The sequence below is a fragment of the Paenarthrobacter sp. CM16 genome (assembly GCF_013179505.1).
Classification (GTDB): Bacteria; Actinomycetota; Actinomycetes; order Actinomycetales; family Micrococcaceae; genus Arthrobacter.
Map to the genome: position 1 here is coordinate 1 of NZ_JABMCX010000008.1, position 16,935 is coordinate 16,935.

The 16,935-nt window shown below is 59.9% G+C and carries 15 protein-coding genes; 7 read left to right on the forward strand and 8 right to left on the reverse strand.

Annotated features, from left to right (window positions below):
* Window positions 1–266: 266 nt before the first annotated feature.
* The 7 genes from HP499_RS01225 (at window position 267) to HP499_RS01255 (ending at window position 8,240) form a co-directional block, all read left to right on the forward strand.
* Window positions 267–1,679, forward strand: a complete 1,413-nt coding sequence (locus tag HP499_RS01225) for an MFS transporter (RefSeq protein ID WP_172322153.1) — start codon at window positions 267–269, stop codon at window positions 1,677–1,679.
* A 321-nt stretch (window positions 1,680–2,000) separates the two neighbouring features.
* Window positions 2,001–2,687, forward strand: coding sequence for a PRD domain-containing protein (locus HP499_RS25540; protein ID WP_172322154.1), 687 nt, complete (start codon window positions 2,001–2,003; stop codon window positions 2,685–2,687).
* Between the two features lie 1,457 nt (window positions 2,688–4,144).
* A complete protein-coding gene (locus HP499_RS01235) occupies window positions 4,145–5,023 on the forward strand; it encodes an IclR family transcriptional regulator (protein ID WP_172322155.1) in 879 nt (292 codons plus the stop codon).
* A 146-nt stretch (window positions 5,024–5,169) separates the two neighbouring features.
* Window positions 5,170–5,916, forward strand: a complete 747-nt coding sequence (locus HP499_RS01240) for a CoA transferase subunit A (protein WP_172322156.1) — start codon at window positions 5,170–5,172, stop codon at window positions 5,914–5,916.
* Between the two features lie 20 nt (window positions 5,917–5,936).
* On the forward strand, window positions 5,937–6,653 hold the full coding sequence (locus HP499_RS01245) for a CoA transferase subunit B (RefSeq protein ID WP_172322157.1): 717 nt from the start codon (window positions 5,937–5,939) through the stop codon (window positions 6,651–6,653).
* On the forward strand, window positions 6,650–7,864 hold the full coding sequence (locus tag HP499_RS01250) for an acetyl-CoA acetyltransferase (protein ID WP_172322158.1): 1,215 nt from the start codon (window positions 6,650–6,652) through the stop codon (window positions 7,862–7,864). Before HP499_RS01245 ends, HP499_RS01250 begins: the two co-directional genes overlap by 4 nt.
* A 232-nt stretch (window positions 7,865–8,096) precedes the next feature.
* Window positions 8,097–8,240 (forward strand): hypothetical protein, encoded by a 144-nt coding sequence (locus HP499_RS01255; protein WP_172322159.1) that lies wholly within the window; start codon window positions 8,097–8,099, stop codon window positions 8,238–8,240.
* 698 nt (window positions 8,241–8,938) lie between these two features.
* On the opposite strand, the gene HP499_RS01260 is transcribed toward HP499_RS01255, so the two are convergent.
* The 8 genes from HP499_RS01260 to HP499_RS01295 all read right to left on the reverse strand — a co-directional run bounded on the left by HP499_RS01260 (window position 8,939) and on the right by HP499_RS01295 (window position 16,934).
* Window positions 8,939–9,376 carry a molybdenum cofactor biosynthesis protein MoaE gene (locus HP499_RS01260; RefSeq protein ID WP_253951306.1) on the reverse strand — a complete coding sequence of 146 codons (438 nt, stop codon included), beginning with the start codon at window positions 9,374–9,376 and terminating at the stop codon, window positions 8,939–8,941.
* A 116-nt stretch (window positions 9,377–9,492) separates the two neighbouring features.
* Entirely contained in the window at window positions 9,493–10,740 is a 1,248-nt protein-coding gene (locus tag HP499_RS01265; RefSeq protein ID WP_172322160.1) for an MFS transporter, read from the reverse strand.
* 147 nt (window positions 10,741–10,887) lie between these two features.
* Entirely contained in the window at window positions 10,888–11,151 is a 264-nt protein-coding gene (locus HP499_RS01270) for a MoaD/ThiS family protein (protein WP_309138321.1), read from the reverse strand.
* Entirely contained in the window at window positions 11,144–12,208 is a 1,065-nt protein-coding gene (gene moaA, locus HP499_RS01275; RefSeq protein WP_172322161.1) for a GTP 3',8-cyclase MoaA, read from the reverse strand. Before moaA ends, HP499_RS01270 begins: the two co-directional genes overlap by 8 nt.
* A gap of 165 nt (window positions 12,209–12,373) precedes the next feature.
* Window positions 12,374–13,294: a 3-keto-5-aminohexanoate cleavage protein gene (locus HP499_RS01280; RefSeq protein WP_172322162.1), complete on the reverse strand. Its 921-nt coding sequence runs from the start codon at window positions 13,292–13,294 to the stop codon at window positions 12,374–12,376.
* Between the two features lie 48 nt (window positions 13,295–13,342).
* Entirely contained in the window at window positions 13,343–13,876 is a 534-nt protein-coding gene (locus HP499_RS01285; protein ID WP_172322163.1) for a cupin domain-containing protein, read from the reverse strand.
* Window positions 13,877–13,938: 62 nt separating this feature from the next.
* On the reverse strand, window positions 13,939–14,823 hold the full coding sequence (locus HP499_RS01290; RefSeq protein WP_172322164.1) for a fumarylacetoacetate hydrolase family protein: 885 nt from the start codon (window positions 14,821–14,823) through the stop codon (window positions 13,939–13,941).
* Entirely contained in the window at window positions 14,820–16,934 is a 2,115-nt protein-coding gene (locus HP499_RS01295) for an acetate--CoA ligase family protein (RefSeq protein WP_172322165.1), read from the reverse strand. The genes HP499_RS01290 and HP499_RS01295 overlap by 4 nt, the downstream gene beginning before the upstream one ends.
* Between the last annotated feature and the right edge of the window lies 1 nt (window position 16,935).

Consider the following 16,935-nt stretch of genomic DNA (forward strand, 5'->3'; position numbering starts at 1 on the left):
TGTGTAAACCGACCTCCGGTCCACACGCATTCCTGACACAAACGTTGACAAGCATCACATTCGATCCGTAGGCTCAAATGCAACCGATCTCAGCAATCGATCTCACCAGATCCGTGAGAGCAAGAACAGCCGGAAGCCCGGGCCCTTGAAGAGTCTGCCCTCCGGCCCCATGCTGGCAATAGACGCCCACAGCCCAATCGACAGCCTGGCCGGCAGCCGCAGATCGAAACCTTTTCCTCCCTAGAATCCAAATTATGGAGAGTTCAATGAAGACCTCAAAAGACGCGCTGGATAGTCCAGGCTCCGCGGAATTCCCCGAAGCGTCCGAAACGCCACGCCGCAACATCAACATGATCGCGGGTACCATCGGCCATTTCGTGGAGTGGTACGACTGGTACATCTACGGACTGCTCGCAGCAGTGTTCTCGTCGCAGATTTTTCCGAGTGACTCCGCGTTCGCCTCCCTCGTCGCAGCACTTCTCACATACGCGGTGGGATTCGTGGTTCGGCCTCTCAGCGGCATCATCATCTCCCCACTCGCGGATCGTTACGGCCGACGACTCATTCTGACCCTTTCCATCTCCGGGATGGCTCTCGGAGCCCTGATAATCGGCCTTACGCCCTCCTTTGGAACCATCGGCTACGCAGCCCCGATTCTCTTCTTGGTTGCCCGCATCCTGCAAGGAATCTCGGCCGGAACCGAGCAGCAGAGCGCGATTGCGTTCATGGTCGAACACGCCCCCGCCAACCGACGAGGCCTCTTCGGCTCGTTCTCCAACATGGCAAGTGGCCTGGCAACTCTCGCCGCGACTGGCGCCGCGGCGATCGTGACTTCAGCCTTCGCCCCCGATGACCTGGCCGCATGGGGCTGGCGCATTCCGTTCGTCGTTGGCGGTCTGTTCGGAGTTGTCGGCCTCATTCTGCGTGCCCGCTCGGATGAAACCCCTGAGTTCGAAGCAAGTGCCGCCGTCGATCAAAAGTCCGCACCGGCGCGCCTGCGGGATCTCCTGCGGGATCACCCGAAGGCCCTGCTGCAGACAGCAGCCCTTTCAGCTCCCGCCGTGGCTTACTACACCTGGGCGACCTTCCTGCCCACTTACGCCAAACTCACGACTGGCCGGGATCTGGCCTCCACGCTTGCAGGGAGTGTCATCGGTCTTTGTCTGCTCGTGATCATTGTGCCCATTTGTGGTTATCTTTCCGACCGTCTTGGCCGCCGCAAGATTTTCCCCATCATCGGCGCTATCGGCATGATCGCACTGTTCTACCCCCTGCTCTTGCTGTTGAACCAGCCTGGGTTCGGCGTTTACGTCCTTGTTTCGGCTTCAGGTTGGGTAGTCCTCGGCATCTGGCAGTCGGTTTACCCGACGATTCAAGCGGAACTGTTTCCTGCATCTGTTCGGGTGTCCGGCATCGGGTTCTCCCACCAGATCGTGATTGCCATCTTCGGCGGGACAGCACCTCTGATCGCTGCTGCCTTTGTTGGCGCCGGACAGCCCATGTTCGTTGCGTACTACATGATCGCGATAGTCGCCCTCTGCCTTATCGTGTACTTCACGCTGCCGGAGACCGGCAGCAAAGGCAAACGTGCCACCGTCGCGCCAGCAGACCCAGAGGTTGTTGAGGGTGAGCACTTGGCCGATGCGACAGGGCACCGCGTAAGGCGTTCGGGCCAGTAGATCTCTGCAATCCATCGTTACCAACTCGCCCGCTTACGTGCTGTAAGGCCCGTCGCCAGTGCGAGCAGGGGTAGAGCCCCCTTCTGGTTCCTGTAGGGGGCTCTATCTGCTTCACTGTCCGGGCGCTCCAGCGGTTCGTGGGGCCTTCGTTCAGAGAAATGGGAACATGACTAGCCGGCGCGGAAGCCGTCCGCCGCCCAGCCACGTCCATCCGGTCTGAGCGCTGCCCGGCGGCCGCGGATCGCTTCAGCCGATGTCGATCGCATCTCTAGACCATCGGAAGGCGAGGGAACCGAGCGGTTCAGTACCCTACTCGCTGAGTTGTCCAGCGAGCATCTAAGAACCGCTGATCTTGTTGCTCAGCTCGTCCGCGAACGACTCGGCGCCGACATCGCAGACATCGCAGACAGCTTTGTCATTGGGATCTCAGATCACATCAGCACAGCGATTGAACGTGCCCGCAGCGGCCACGCCTTAGACATGCCGCTCGTGGCTGAGATGCCTTACGCCTTCCCTAAGGAAACGGGCATCGCACGTGAGGTGCTTCATCTGATCCGAGACCGCACTGACGTGGAACTACCAGATGAAGAGGCTGCTGCTCTCGCGCTTCACATCGTTAATGCTCGATTCAGCAGCACAGAAATGCCCACAACATTTAAGCTGGCGAGAGTACTGCAAGAATACCTACAGATCGCGGGTGACACGTTTGCCGTTGACCTAGATCCTTCTTCAGTCAGCGTAGCGCGATTCGCTACACACCTTCGATTCCTTATAACTCGCCTACAGTCCGGAACGCAGCAAGAAGACGCTTCAGAGTTTCTGTGGAACGCCGCGAAAACTGCCCGCCCTCGCGAACACTCCTGTGCAGTGAGTGTTGGCATGCTACTTTCCCGAGTAACGAATTTGCCGATTCGAAGGGGAGGAAGAGCTATACCTCACTCTGCACGTGTTGCGACTGACTACCCGCGTCTAGGTGCTGACCCCGTGAGGACATCACAAGCGGCGTGACCCACTTTCTTGACCGGAGGCGGTCAACCGCAGCGGCACCAAGCGTCTCCCGTGCGGTGGGTGGTCGCGGGTGCGCTGGGCTAAGGCCGAGAAGGAGTCTTCAGTGGCCGGCATTTCTCCCTACACGAATTAGTTAGAGCTTCGGGGCTAGGACTCATCACAAACAGGCCTCGACTCACGACTAAAACCCAGTGGCTCAACATAGGCGCTCGGCAAAAATTCCACCACAGTCGAAGACCTTGGCCCAATACGCTCCAGCGAGGGGAAATCTTCCCGACCGGGCCATTCCCGGCTCACGAATCCCCGCGGACGCCAGTTACAGCATGGGAGGCAGAATCCTCGAGAACTCTCGCCCACGGGAACCAGCGATTCCACAGGCCAGGCAACCCCTTGAGCGTGACTCTTGCCCCGTGCATCCCTAAACGCCCCATATTCTCCCCATGTCCTGGCAGCCTCGGGGCCCGCGGAAGCCATGGTGCAGGTTGGAGCAGCGCTAGTCGCGTTGGACGTTTTCGATGACCTCATGCCACACAGACTCATGCTCTGGCTGCTGTAAGCCGTCGAGCTTCTGGCGTGTTTTCGATGAAGCTTGGGTCTGTGTGCCAAGCCTCCCAGTCGCCACGATTCCTCCGGATGCCTACAATCACGCGGGTGCCGGGCGAATCCATGGGCGCGAGAAGATGTCCGGAAATCCACCCTTATCTTTCATGCGCTGACCAGAATCTCGCTCTGATCAGTTTGTCCCACTCGTTTGCCGTCCGTGGGTCGAGATGCATCGTAGTCATTACCGTCATCATGAGAGCGTTCCTCGCCTTGGTCTATGGAGCGAAGCTGCGTCTGTGGTTCTCAGGTTAGATTCCAGCCCCTCTCAGAGCAAGGAGCGGCGTTGACTCCTCCGCGTGGCGGCGTGGTTGAGGTTATCGGTGGAGGTCGGTGAAGCGACCTCTTTGATACAGCTCTCGAGGCCACATTTGCAGGTTGTGACGGACAAGGAGGCTCTGGCTTATCAAGTCCAGGTCGGCGAAGTCCTAAATCTTGGATCAGCTGAGGGTCAGCCTGATTGCTCAGCGAGCACGCCGCGCCGCTAGAGATTGCTTCCGCACAGGCTGGTGTCGGGGCGCCCTTCTGCTATTGCAAATCGCTCAGTCCCCCGCTATGGTTTAGATCACCTCGAGCGAACACGCAAATTACGTTCGTCAAGAAATTGTTTCTTAGGATTTGATATCAAAGAGCTAAAGACACTGTCGTCGCACGGCCACCGAGCATCGGATAGCTGTCCCGAGTGCGGTCATAGGCTCCCCCGGGACGCCGGCTTGCACTGGTTGGCGGCCTTAACCGGGATAGCACTTACCTCACTCAGCTGCCAGGAGTGTCTGCGTCTGGGACTGAATCCGGGGTGCCAAGACTCAGCCCATCTCCGCTATGGCTGACACAATCTGCGGCCAGGACGAGGCGTTATGTGCAGCTGCGAATCCCCCGAAGTGAATAGTCGCAGAATCCAAGGCGCTCAAGTTGTAGGACGCATAGCTGGGCTCCTTCGGATCATCGGACGCGATCCAGAAGGATGTTCATTGTCTGAGCTCGTTGAGAGTTCCGGCCTTACGCGGCCGACTGCTTATCGATTGGTTACATCGTTGGCTGCGGAGGGAATGCTGGACCAGGACGAACGGAGCGGACACTGGGTGCTAGGGCCTGAGATCATGCTGATGGGGCTGGTGGCCTCTGCCCGATTTCCCATGGAAGACGTTGTCCGTCCGAGTCTTCGAAGGTTGGCTGCAGAGACGTCGGAAAGTGTCTTCTTCTCTGTTCGGCGCGGAACGGAAACGGTATGCCTCATGCGCGAAGAGGGTAGTCTGCCCTTGCGTTCTTTCGTGCTGCATGAAGGCGTGCGGATCCCCCTTGGCATCGGTTCGGCGGGAATCGCAATTCTTGCCCTCCTTCCGCAAGTGGAGCAAGATGCTCTACTTGAAAACTGGGCGTCGCATTCCGACCGTTACGGCCTAACCCACTCCGTGGACTTGGTCAGAGCGAACATAGGGGCTGCGCGTCAGCGCGGTTTCTCTGTGGACGCCGAGTTCGTGCTAGAAGGCAACTGGGGTCTTGGGGCAGCGGTAGTGGACTTGTATGGGCGGCCGACATGGGCGCTTTCGATCACAGGCGCTTGCGCCCGCTTTAGGGATGAAGATCGCACGCAGCGTATGGGATGTCTCTTGATGGAAGAGGCGCGCCGGATTAGCGATCATCTTCGCCATGCTCACAGACATCAAACCCTTTCGAGAATCAACCCCCTTCCTGCTGACTTTCACAGACCGTCGTTGAACGGGGCAGTGCATTAAACAAAACGGTGTCCGCTGCACTCCGCGTCCAAAGTGGCGGAGGCACAAACCGAAAACTTGTCGTCGTTGTTCTACACCAAGCGCTGGGTGATGAACGACTGCCCGCACTGAAGCAACAAACACACCACTAATTGAAGGAAAACCAAATGTCGAAGATTAGATGCGGAGCGTCGTCAGCGCTCCATGACTTGATGGCAGACGGCCTGACAATCGCCGTCGGCGGTTTTGGTCTTAGCGGTATCCCCGCGGACTTGATCGACGCCGTTCGTGAATCGGGTGCCAAGGACCTCACTATCGTGTCAAACAACATGGGCGTGGACGGCAAGGGGCTTGGTGTCCTGATTGAGGCGGGGCAGGTCCGTAAGGTCGTCGCTTCCTACGTGGGTGAGAACAAGCTCTTCGCCGAGCAATACCTGGCGGGGAAGCTCGAGGTTGAATTCACTCCTCAGGGCACCCTCGCCGAACGCCTCCGGGCCGGGGGCGCCGGCATTCCCGCCTTCTATACCCGGACGGGCGTGGGAACCTTGGTTGCCGAAGGCAAGCCGCTGGAAGAGTTCGACGGCGTGACGTACGTCCGCGAGCGTGCCATCACTGCCGACGTCGCACTGGTTCATGCACACACTGCCGATACGGACGGCAACCTGATCTACCGCTACACGGCGCGGAACTTCAACCCGGTGGTGGCTACCGCCGGGGCAGTGACCATCGCCGAGGCTGAGGTCATTGTGCAGCCGGGCGAGCTGGACCCCAACCACGTTGTCACCCCCGGCGTGTATGTGCAGCGGCTGGTTCAGGCCACGGATCGGGTCAAGGACATTGAACAGCGCACGGTCCGCCAGCGGGCAGAGACAGCCTGCCCCGGGACACAACGCGCCGAATCCCTCACGGTTTAGAAGCAAAGGAGCTCATCACCATGGCATGGACACGGGATCAAATGGCTGCCATCGCGGCCGAAGAATTGAACGACGGCGACTACGTCAACCTTGGCATCGGCATTCCCACGCTGGTTGCCAACAACCTGCCCGACGGCGTGCGGGTGGTCCTCCAGAGCGAGAACGGCCTGCTGGGCATGGGCCCTTTCCCGTATGAGGGCGAGGAAGATGCCGACCTTATTAACGCGGGCAAGCAGACTGTCACCATCACTCCCGGGGGGAGCATTTTCGACTCCGCCACCTCGTTCGGAATGATCCGTGGCGGGCATGTGAAGGTGGCCATCCTGGGCGCCATGCAGGTTTCCGGCGGAGGGGACCTGGCCAACTGGACCATCCCCGGCAAGATGGTCAAGGGCATGGGCGGGGCCATGGATTTGGTGGCCGGGACTCCGCGGGTGGTGGTCCTCACCGAGCACAACGCCAAGGACGGTTCGGCCAAGATCGTCACCGAATGCACGCTCCCGCTCACCGGACTGAAGTGCGTTGACCGGATCATCACGGACCTCGCCGTTTTCGACATCGAGGAAGCACGGCTGCTGCTGACCCGGCTCGCCCCGGGCGTCACGGTGGAAGAGATTCGCAGCAAGACCGACGCGGAGTTCAGCGTGGCGCTGACGTCAGAGGAAGCCACGTCTGTTGAACCCACGTCTGTTGAACCCACGTCTGTTGAACCCACGTTTGAAGGAGCACCCGCATGAGCCTGACGGAACAATTTGGCAAGGACATCCTGCTCACCGGGTGGGGCCACAGCAAGTTCGGGAAACTGACGGATGAGACCCTGGAGTCGCTGATCGTTCAAGTGGCCGGCGAAGCCATCAAGAACTCCGGGCTGGACCCCAAGGACATTGACGAGATCTACCTCGGGCAATTCAACTCGGGCATGCAGCCCCTGGGGTTCACGTCGTCGTTGGCGCTTCAGTTGTCCGCAGATCTGGCCAATGTCCCGGCTACGCGCACAGAAAACGCCTGCGCTTCGGGGTCGGCGGCTTTCCAACAGGGCGTCAAAGCTGTCCTGGCCGGAACTGCGCGCAACGTCCTGGTGATCGGGGCGGAGAAAATGACCGACGCCGGTGCGGACGTTGTGGGTGCTGCCCTCTTGGGTGCGTCGTACGAAATGGCCGGTAAAGCCTCCAGCACCGGGTTCACGGGCCTGTTTGCGGAGGTGGCCAAGCACTACGGGAAGCGCTACGGCGCTGGTATCAGCGGGCCGGGTTTCGAAGGCGGACTCGGCGATGTCCTCGGTTCCATCGCTGCCAAGAACCACCGCAACGGCATGGACAACCCGTACGCCCAGATGCACCGGGACTTCGGCGAGGAGTTCTGCCGGACCATTTCGGAGAAGAACCCCATGGTGGCCGAGCCCTTGCGCCGCACTGACTGTTCGCCGGTCTCGGACGGTGCTGCCGCCGTCGTGCTTTCCACCTCCGCCACCGGGGGCGCTACCGCGCCGGTGCGCCTGGCCGGTTTTGGTCACGCCAATGACTTCTTTCCCGCGGAGAAGCGCGATCCCACCGAGTTCGCAGCCACCCGGGCTTCCTGGGAACGCGCGTTCACCATGGCAGGCGTGGGGCTTGAGGGCCTGGACTTCGCCGAGGTGCACGACTGTTTCACCATTGCCGAGCTCATCATGTATGAAGCCATGGGCCTCACTCCCCGCGGCGAGGGCGCGCGAGCCATCCAGGAAGGCTGGGTTTACAAGGACGGCAAGCTGCCCGTGAACGTCTCCGGTGGACTCAAGGCGAAGGGACACCCGGTGGGCGCTACCGGTGTGTCGCAGCATGTGATCGCCGCGATGCAGCTCACGGGGACCGCCGGGGACATGCAATTGCCCCATGCCCGCCGTGGCGCGGTACAGAACATGGGCGGCGTAGGCATCGCCAACTACGTGAGCGTGCTCGAAGCCCTGTGACAGTGAGACTGATGGGGCCGTCAGGCGTATCTGGAAGAGTTGGCGTTCGTCCTGCGATAAAGCCCGCTTCTGAACGTGCCGAACGTCCGCCCCGTACCGCCGTGAACTTCCTTGCCGAACGAAGCCAACGCCCGGGTTCAACAAACGGTTCAGCCCAGACAAGTCACCAGCAAGTAAGGGTGCTCTGCTCGTGCGGTCCTGGAGAGAATTGCGTCGAAACTACCGAGTCCAAGTGCGCAGAGAAGGACGCTTCCTCGGCGAAGGAGTGGTCGACGAGGTCACTGCGGACGGGAACATTGTGTGGGTTCACCTCGCCCAAGGTTTCGGCCGGATTCTGATCCTAGCTGACGAGGGCATCGAACTCTGGCGGTCCTGAAAGGAGTCCGACCCAAACAAAGTTCGCAGCGTCGTCCATGATGCCCGCGGCGGGGTGGCTAGGTGATCACCCGGGTCACCGACATCGCAACATAACCACCTCGCCGCGTCCCACCGCTAATGACACGCCAGGTGCGCACCCCGAAGCGAGATAGCCGATGCGAGGCACCATCAGATGCCAGGGCCAAGGGCCCGCCTCCAAACGATGCCACGGGCGGCAACCCGACTCCGGTGCTGGGGTGTCGAGAGCCCTGATATTATCAACGATCTCATCACAGATTTGGTGCGAAGTGGTCGATCCTGGTGCAAGGGGCTCGGTTGCGTGAGCAAAGCCAGGCACTGCGGCGCCAGTGCCTATCTTTTCGCACGGGAACGGGTGTCCTTTCGCGGTGGGACCCAAGCCCCAGGCGAGTCCATTGTTGTGGACATTCCAAATGTTATTCCTTGCGCGAACTGGCTCCTGAGGGTGAACGATGCGCTGTTGCTGGATCAAGATGGGAGCGGTGTTCCTTGATGCCTCACACGTCCAAGTCGCTCCAGGGTGGCAGGGGATGCTCTCTCTGGATGGAATCCGCTTCTCAGGGAAGCACTCCTACGCCGACGGGAAACCTGGGCCGCTCCCCCGGACCGTGGTCACTCACGTTTGTGTGCGCCAACGCCACCACAGTCACTCTCACAAGTGGAGGGGCTCTCTGTCTCTTACAGCCCCACCCATTCCGACAAACCGGAGGAGAGGTGCTGCCGCTTCCAGATGGGCACCGTGTCCTTAATGGATTGCACCAAGGCTTCGCACGCCAGGAACGCTGCTCGGCGGTGAGCGGCCGCCACTGCAACAGACAAAGCGAGGTCACCGATGGTGAGAGGGCCCACTCTATGGGCCGCCGCTACCCGAACCTTCATATCCCGGGAGATGCGGTCGCAGCATTCAGCGAGGTACTCCTCAGCACGCGGGTGAGCTTGGTACTCCAGACCGTCTACGGGTTGTCCTAGATCATGATCGCGGACCCGTCCCTGGAAGGAGACCACCGCGCCGTCGTCTTTCCGGCAGACCAAGAGCTCGAGAGACAGGTCTTCAATAGGGTCGTGAGTAACTACGCTTAGAAGAGTGGCCATTTCGGTTCCAATAAGGTCGGACATAAGTTCTGGTCCTAGGGATTGGTTTGTTCAAGGGGGAAGGTTTGTTAAGTGCGTGATGACGACCATGGCCCTCTCTCTGGGGAAGGAAGGGCATGGCCGCCACTCCTGCAATTAGTTCACACGCGTGATTCAGCTGCTGGTTCGTTGTGGACGGCCAGGTCAGAGGTTCCGGTCGGGCTGTACCTCGGGAGGGTCAGCAACAAAGCCGATCCTGCAACGAGAAGGACTGCTACTGTGATCAGCGCCCCGTCGTACGTCCCGGTGCGGTCAAAAAACGCGCCGGCCCAAACAGGCCCGACGGCCACTGCGACGGTGAAGACACCGTAAATCAGGCCGTAAATGAACCCGTAACTTTTCAATCCGAAGTAGTTTCCGCAAAGAAAGGCAATCAGGTCCGCTTCGGCGCCGAAAGACACGCCGATCATTAGAGCCGCGATGGGGGCGACGGACGGGCCTCCCCACATCAGAAGTACGCAGCCGGCCGCTGTGACCAAAAAGAGGGGTGCGGCTACGAAGGGGGCAAAGAACCTGTCCACCAGGAATCCGATGCTTAACCGGCCCACAATCACGCCCAGCCCGATGAGGGCCGCAATAGCCGCTGCCGCAGCAGGGGTAAGTCCTGCATCAGTGAGCATGGGCACCATGTGAGGTATGACCGCCGGTACAGACCCGCCCACAAGGACGAAGGCTACGAGGATGATCCAGAACGACCTGCTGCTCAAGGCTTCTAAACGGCTTTTACCGGTTAGGGCCAGGCCTGCGGCGGCGGCAACCGTGGTCGTTCTGAGTCGGAAAAAGATGAAGGGAAGCACGATCAATGACAGAACCGCCAAGGCTGCAAATCCTGCTCTCCAGCCATAGGCCTGCACAACTCCTACGATCAATGGCGGCAGGATCAGTGCAGCCGCGCCCAGACCGGTAAGTGTGATCCCGAGGGCAAGGCCCCTGGACTTGAAGAACGCTGCGTTGACTGCCTTGGTATAGACGATGGACGTCGTGCCTGCTCCCAAGAGCCCGGCCAGCCCGAAAAGCAGGTTGAAGTGGATAAGTTCGCCGTTGAACTGGCTCAGCAGCACGAGCGAGAGCGTGAATCCTGGAACGGAAACCAAGGCGATGCGCCAGGAGCCGTAGCGGTCAAGCAGCCATCCTAGCGGTACTGCGGAAAGCGTCAGCGCCACGGTCATGTAGAGGAGCGACGACGAGACCTCGGCCCGGTTCCAGCCGAATTCTGCCTGTAGTCCTGCTGTCAGGGATCCGAGACTGTAGAAGAGGAGCGCTGTGACGCTGACAGCTGAGCCGACCGTAGCGGAAAGGACTGTAGGCCAGCCTTTCCGGAATTCTGAGTAGCGGGTAACACTCGCCATCGCGTGTCCTATCAATGAGGTGGAGATCCCGGGTATATCGACCAGGTTGTGCCGTCCGGGGAGTGAAAAGTGCGTAAATGAAGTAAATCGTGGTGCCGGGTCAGCAACTGCGGCGCCATGTTTTGGTACTGGCTTACACCTGCGGGCTTAGCCGCCTGCGAACGGCGGCAGAACGTCGATCTCACCGCTGGCTGGGAGGGCAAGATCCCGACGGGTGATGCCGTTCACCAGAAACGAGCATCGGGCCAGGACCGTATTTAGGGAGCTTCCATGGAGGTGAACAGCCCCTGCGAGGATCTGTTCAAGATTGGCTCCGGGGCGGACGCTGAGCCACTCTTCCTGGCACCCTGCAGCCTCTGCAGCGGCAGCAAAGTAACGTACTAAAACACGCTTTTCGATGGTTTCAGCCACCGATTGCACCCATGCTGCGATGCGGAGGAACAAACGTCTGCTCCTCCATTCCGTGTCCTGCCGGCTTGTTCCACATAGCGGCTCGCCACGTGTCTGCAATCAAAGCATCGTCCGCGCCTGATCTGAGAAGGTTTACAAGGTCTGTCTCATCGTCACTGAACAAGCAGGTTCGGATGGTCCCCTCGGCAGTGATCCTGGTGCGGTCGCAGTCTGCACAAAAGGGACGGGTTACCGCCGCGATGATTCCGACGGTGTAGGGCCCGCCATTGATGAGCCATTCCTCGGCGGGCGCTGACGGGTCCGTCCTGAAAGGGTTCGTTAGTGTGAATCTTTCCCTCAGGACCCCGAGTAACTCTTCAGCCGGAACCATCGTGTTTTTGGCCCAGGCATGATCGGCATCTAGAGGCATCTGTTCTATGAACCGGAGCTTGTGTCCGTGTTCGAGGGCCCAGGCCAGGAGATCTGGTGCCTGATCAAGAGTTTCCTGCATCAGGACTGCGTTGATCTTCAGCGGGTGACGGGTCGTTGTGGATGCAGCCCGTATGCCGGACAGGACATCCTTCAATCGGTCCCTTCTGGTCAGACGGGCGAAAGCCGATCTGTCGATGGTGTCCAAAGAGATGTTGAGACGATTGAGGCCGGCCTCGACCAATCCATTGATCCGTCGATCTAAGCCAATGGCATTTGTAGTGATGGAAAGGTCTGTGTCGGGGGCAACCGACCTGCTTTCGGCCACAATGTCTTCCAGATCGGCGCGCATGAGGGGTTCTCCCCCGGTAAAACGAACTTCCCGAATGCCGAGCATTGTTGTGGCGATCCGGACAAGCCGGCCGATTTCGGCCGGCGACAGAAGACACTGCCGGGGGATGGCTGGAAGACCTTCCTCTGGCATGCAATAGGTGCACTTCAGGGAACATTTTTCAGTGACTGAGATTCTAAGGTCGCGGGCAGTGCGCCCCATCCTATCGACAAGCTGCGAGGACGTGGGCCGATCCGTTTGCCGGAAGACCAAGGGGCTCGGACGAAGCCGCGGAAAGCCCAAGCTTACAGTGGTCATGCTCCGCTCCTACTCAAGGGGACGCGACAAGTTGAGATTGGCGTCAGTTGGGGTCTCGCCGGTCAAGCAGAATGTCTGGGTTGCGGTCATCCTGGGCGAACGTGTTTACAGCTGGTGCAAGGTCTGCGTGTGGCCGTGTTCACGACACGGCCACACGCAGTCGTTTTAGCCGACCGCGAATTCCGGTCGCGCTGGGGCGCCCTTGAGCGGCAGACCGATGATTTCCCGCGCTTCAGAGGGGGTTGCCGGTTCAAAGCCCATTTCGCGTACGAGCCGAACGAGTCGCTCGATGAGCTGGACGTTCGAAGCGACTTCGCCCTTCCGATAGAACAAGTTGTCCTCCAGACCGACCCGGACGTGGCCGCCCAGGAGAAGGGAGTTCATGGCGGCCGGGAGTTGAGCGGGGCCCATTCCGCTAACGCAGAACTGCGAGTTTTTGGGCAGCAAATCGACCATCTGTTGCAGGTACCGCGGAGAGTATGGCATGGTCCCCTGGAAGCCTTTGTTCATTCCCAGGACGATGTTCACAAAGGGCGGTTCCTCATCGAGTCCCAAATCGAGAACCGCGGGAACATCCTGGATGAGGTGCGGCGGGCTGAAGACCTCCCATTCGGGCTTGATGCCGCGCTTGTACATCTCTTCGGCCAGCTTCTTGGTCCGCTCCGGCGAGGTGTTCATGACCATTTCTTTGCCGAGGAAGGATGCGACCATTGTGATGGGGTCAAGGGTGCACATCTCCGCCCCGGCATCGATCCCTTTGAGACGTTCCTCGAAGCTGACTTCCCAACCGTTTTCGGGCGTCTCGATCAGCATGTCGCCGTTCATGCCGCCGCCGGTTGAGTTGTTGATGATGATGTCGCATTTTTCTCGAATGAGACCGTTGATCTGGCGGTAGATAGAGGAGTTACAGGTTGCCAGGTCGTCGGGGGTGCGGGCGTGGATAGCCACCATGGACGCGCCTGCGTTGTAGCACTCGTAGACGTCCTTGGCGATTTCCTCAGGCTGCGTTGGCAGATGAGGATTCTGTGCTTTAGTCGCCACCCCGCCCGTAGGGGCGATGGTGATGACTACTTTGTTTGAGGACATTTCTTTGCCTTTCGCTGATGCTTGCTAACTTCGTTGTCAGACCACTGTTTAGGGCTGCGCTGTGCCGCCGACCAGGACAAAGGCGACGACGGCGGGCCGGGTAGAACGGTTGGACCAAGCGTGGGCGGTGCCACGCTGGATGAGAACGTCACCGGGACCCATACGGCGTTCACCGCGTTCCAAAACTGCCCAGATCTCTCCGCTGAGCACAATTGCGTAATCCAATGAAGGGGTCGCGTGGACCATCAGGTCACGTATCCCCGGCTGGTGGTCCCAGTCGGAATCAGGTGGAAATTCAACCATCCGGAAGATGCTTCCCCGCTCGGGCGGAGCAATGCCGCCCGGAGATCCGAGTCCGTCGTCTGAGGGGCCGGAGTTATCCACCGGAGTTGTGGGGGCGCACCAGAGGTTGGTGTAGGCAAAGGTGTCCAGGTCCGCTATGACATGCACATCCGTGGCGGTTTCGTCTTCCAGGAAGATTGACCGCCCGTCCGCGTCGACTCCGGTCACCAGGCGCCTGTATGTCTGTACTGAGGCTGCCGGTTTCACTTCAGTTGAGGAAACCGGGATATTCTCGGCCATGTGGCCCTCCTTGATCTGTTTTATCCGGATTCCGGACTTTTGCACTCAGCAGTGGCGTTCGGCTACGCCCTGCTCTGTGCAAGCTCGGGGTAGAACTGGGCGCCGGGACGGCGGTTGTAAGGAATCGACCCGGTAGAAGTAACGCCAACTTCGAGCCGTCCAATATTGGTGATTTCCATGGAGACGGTGTCCCCATCAGAGAGCGGACCAACGCCTGCCGGGGTACCTGTGGCAATGATGTCACCAGGTTCGAGGGTCATGATCGAACTCGCGTATGAGATCAGCAGCGGCACATCAAATATCAGGTCCGCGAGAGACGTGTCCTGACGCAGTTCTCCGTTGACCCAGCATTGCATGTGCAATGCGGCGGGGTCAGCGATCTCATCGGCTGACACAATCCACGGCCCGACTGGTGTAAACGTGTCGAACGATTTCCTTGTCGACCGGTCTTCCGTTGACCGCATGCTCATGTCGAAGAGGCAGCTGTAGCCGAAGATAATGTCCTTGGCTTCGTCCGGGGTGACGTTGTTCGCCGTTTTGCCGATGATGACCGCCAATTCGGCTTCCTGGTCGAACCGTTGATCAGAGTAGGGCAGAACTACGTTCTCCAAAGGTCCGATCGTGCTCGTTCGGGCCTTGAGGAAAATGCCCAAGTCCGCCACCGTGTGAGCATATTTCATTTCCACCTGGTGATCGAGGTAGTTCACGGGAGCCGCGATGATCTTGGGCGGGAGCGGGAGTGGGTTGCGAATCGTGATATCCGCCAAGGCATGACGGGTGCGGTTGCCACCTTCAATGTCTGCACCGCTGATCTTACCAACAGCCAGGGCCTCAATGTATGCCTGCAGCCGGCCAGCGGAGGTGCCGCAGACGCTGTCCGAGATATCGATGACCTCGTCGCCGTCGATCACCCCGAGCTTGTCGTCGTCGAACCGTACAAGTTTCACTTTAAGTCCTCCTGAAAGGTTAGAGCAGCATCGGCAGGGTCCAGCATAAACACAGCGTCTAGGGCGATCAGGCCGTCAGGTGTTGACCTGAGTGGATTGATGTCCAGCTCCTTGATCTCCGGATGGGCGGCAAGAAACGCTGCGACATCGAATACGACCTGACCTAGCTCGGCACAGACATCCGGACCAAGCGCCGCGATCAGCGCCTGCGGTAGCTGCCGGATCATTTCATCCGCCTCGACAGTGCTCAGCGGGGCCGTCCTGATAACCGGGGGCTGACCCCACTCGACGTCGACGCCGCCGGCTCCGATAATGACTGCGGCGCCGAAAGATGGATCGTTGACGCCACCGATAATGAGCTCGATGCCTTGCCCCACCTGTTCTTCAAGCAGCCAGCGCGCCTCTGCGCTGCTGGAGGCACGACCCGTTTCTTCCAATGCAATTGCCAGGTCGGCCAGAGAGGCCACCCCGAGCTTCACACCGCCGGCAGCGCTCTTATGCAGGACGTTCGAGTCGAGCACTTTGACGACGATCGGCTTGTTCAATTCCTTGAAGGCAGCTTCGGCATCGTCGCGGGACTCGCAGGCGACGCGCCGTGGTGTCCTGAGCCCGATGCTTCGAAGCAGATCTTTGCCCAGGTTCTCGTCCAGGGCGCTATGACCGGGGATACGGTCAGCGACGCGTACAGGAGGCGCGGAAGCGGCAGCCCTAATATGCTGGGCTTTTGCGTCGGCGATCATGGCGGACATGGCGAACGCCCCCCTGTCCGGCGTTGCAACCGTCCAGATGCCCGATCCCTTAAGCGCATCACGCTGGGCGATAACATCGTCCTCAGGGCCTCCGGTTACCATCAGCGTGGGGACTGCGGAGCGACGTTCAGAGCTCTCGGTCAGGGCGTCGACCACAGCCTTCGTTCCCCCTTCCTGAAGTGCATAGACCAGGACAGCATCGATAGCCTCATCGTCACCGACGGCTGCCAACACATCAACGAATGTGGGTCCAGGGCGACCGGTGTCGACAGGATTACGCTGATAAGTCAGCGGAGGAAGCAGCGTGGACAGCTTCTCCGTAGTAGCCGCAGAGACCTCGGGAACCTTGACTTTCGCTGAGGTCAGGGTGTCGACGATGATCAGCCCCGGGCCGGCCTGACCTGTGACGATACCAACGCCGGGGTCTTTGGACGGCTGAAGCCGCGTGACGGAAAGGGCGGCAGCAGCTTCCACAAGGTCGGTGAGGGAGTCTACGACCACTGCACCGGCTTGCGCCAGACCGGCCCGTGCCACGGCCCAGTTTCCGGCGAGGGCTCCCGTATGGGACTGTGCGAAGTCACCGACGTCTGACTTTCCGACTTTCAGTGCGATTACCGGCTTCCGGGCGCAAGCCCGTTCGATAGCGGCCATAAGTGCCCGGCCATCGGCTACACCTTCGATATGCAGGGCAATCGCGGAGGTGTCCTCGTCCTGGGCCAGGTGGTCCAGGACGTCGGCAAAGTCCACATCAACGGCGTTGCCCAGTCCAACCGCTGTGCTGATGCCGACACCCAGACCGGCGGCCATAAAAGCCGATGCCAGGTTAACTCCCCCGCTTTGAGCGACGATGGCTAAGTTCCCGGCGGGCAGTGCGTGCACACCTGGCATGAACGTGGCATGCAGGTTCAAGGCCGGGACAATAAATCCGGAGGTGTTGGGGCCAAGCAGCCGTATTCCGGTCTCCTTGGCGACGGCAATAACTTCGGCTTGGAGTTGCGCGCCTTCCGGTCCGGATTCTGCGAATCCGCCTGTGCAAATGATGGCTGCGCCGACACCGGCTGCCCCGCAGTCACGGAGCACATCCGCAACAGCTGCTGGAGGTACAGCGATGACGGCGAGGTCGACCTCGTCAGGCACGTCGGATACGGCCTTGTAGGCCTGTCGTCCGGAAATGACGTCTGCTGAGGAGTTGATTGGATGGAGTTTTCCGGGAAAGGTTCGGAGGACATCCATTAGTGCACCCCCAGCCTTTTCCGCTGAATTTGATGCGCCAACCACGGCGATCACTTGCGGCTTGAAGAGCCGGTTGAGGCTTTGAGTTTTTGTCACCCGGGTCGTGCCGGGTTCGGCTGAGATGGTCATG